1 protein-coding gene is annotated in these 1,616 nt (G+C 59.8%); it reads right to left on the reverse strand.

Annotated features, from left to right (window positions below):
- Window positions 1-1,616: cadherin-like domain-containing protein (locus tag J7399_RS20850; protein WP_209090078.1), on the reverse strand; the 1,616-nt coding region annotated here is incomplete at both ends.

Below are 1,616 nucleotides of genomic sequence, written 5' to 3' on the forward strand. Positions count from 1 at the left end.
TCGGTGACCGTATCCACCGCGCCATCCACCACAGAGAACTTATAGGTGTCGTTGCCCTTGCCGCCAGTCAGCGTATCCGCACCGGCACCGCCATCCAAAGTGTCGTTGTTGTTATCCCCAGACAACGAGTCATCGCCGGAGCCACCAAACAACATGTCACCACTGCTGCCGCCGAAGAGCGTGTCGCTGCCAACATTGCCATAGAGGCTGTCTGTCCCGCTACCGCCATAGAGCGTGTCATTGCCGGCCAGCCCGTCAATCGCATCAGCACCGCCAGTCAGATACGGTAGGCCATCGTCATCACCATCCGTCAGCAGAACCGCATTGGGGTCAATCGGATCATAGAGCGAACCAACGGTCACAGACACATCTGCCGTGCTGGAGGTGGTCCCATCCGACACCGCGTATGTGAAGCTGTCGCTGCCTATAAAGCCCGCATCCGGTGTGTAGACAATCTCACCATTCACCACAGACACCGACCCATTGGCCGGTGTGGATCCGGAGACATCCAACGTGAGGCTGTCCCCATCCACATCGCTGTCATTGGCCAAGACATCAATACTGACGGCCACATCCGGGTCCGTGCTGGCGCTGTCGTTCTGCGCTACGGGCGCATCATTTTGCGCCTGAATGGTCACCGTAGCACTACCATTGGTGGTGGTCTTGCCATCACTCAGCACATAGCCAAAGCTGTCCGTCCCGGCATAATCCGCATCCGGCGTGTAGGTGGCAACGCCGCCCGCCAGGATAACAGAACCATGCTCAGTTTCCACAACCCCCACGGTGCCCGCGTCATCATAAGCGCTGGTCAGCGCAGTCACCGTCAGCGGATCCCCATTGGCGTCACTGTCATTGGCCAGCAGATCCAGAGACACGGCCTGATCTTCCAAGGTGTTGGCCGCATCCGCCACGGCCACTGGTGCCGCATTGGTCTCATAGACTGTGACAGACACGGTTGCCGTGCTGCTGCTGGTGCCATCGGAGACCGCATAGGTAAAGTTGTCGCTGCCCACAAAGCCGGGATCAGGCAGGTAGACGATCTGCCCATCCACAACGGAGACCTGTCCGTTGGATGGAGTAGAACCGGAAACATCCAGCGTCAGGCTGTCGCCATCCGCATCACTGTCATTGGCCAGAGCATCAATCTGGATCGGGCCATCCTGCTCTCCACTGACCGCGTCATCCTGGGCCACCGGCGCATCCGGGGCCGGGGCCACGGTTACTGTCACCGTGGCAACAGATTGCGTGCCCTGGTCATCGCTCACTGTGTAGGTGAAGCTGTCGGTGCCATTGGCGTCGGCATTGGGGGTGTACGTCAGCTGACCTGCGTCAATCACCACAGAACCAAACTGTCCCTGCGTAACCGCATCCAAGCTCAGCGCAGCGCCTTCAGGGTCGCTGTCATTGGCCAGCACATCGAGGGTCACCGCTTGATCCTCTGTGGTGCCGGCACTGTCATCCACCGCGTCCGGCGCGGCGTTGGGACTCGCGGTCAGAAGACCGCCACTAGCTTCCAAAGATGCCTCGGTGCCTTGCAGATTACGCACGCCTTGCAGGATGGCCACGGGCACAAAACCACTGGCCCCATCCGGATTGATCTCCATCAGCGTGTCGCT

It is taken from the genome of Shimia sp. R9_1, assembly GCF_017743775.1.
In the GTDB taxonomy this organism is placed as follows: Bacteria; Pseudomonadota; Alphaproteobacteria; order Rhodobacterales; family Rhodobacteraceae; genus Shimia.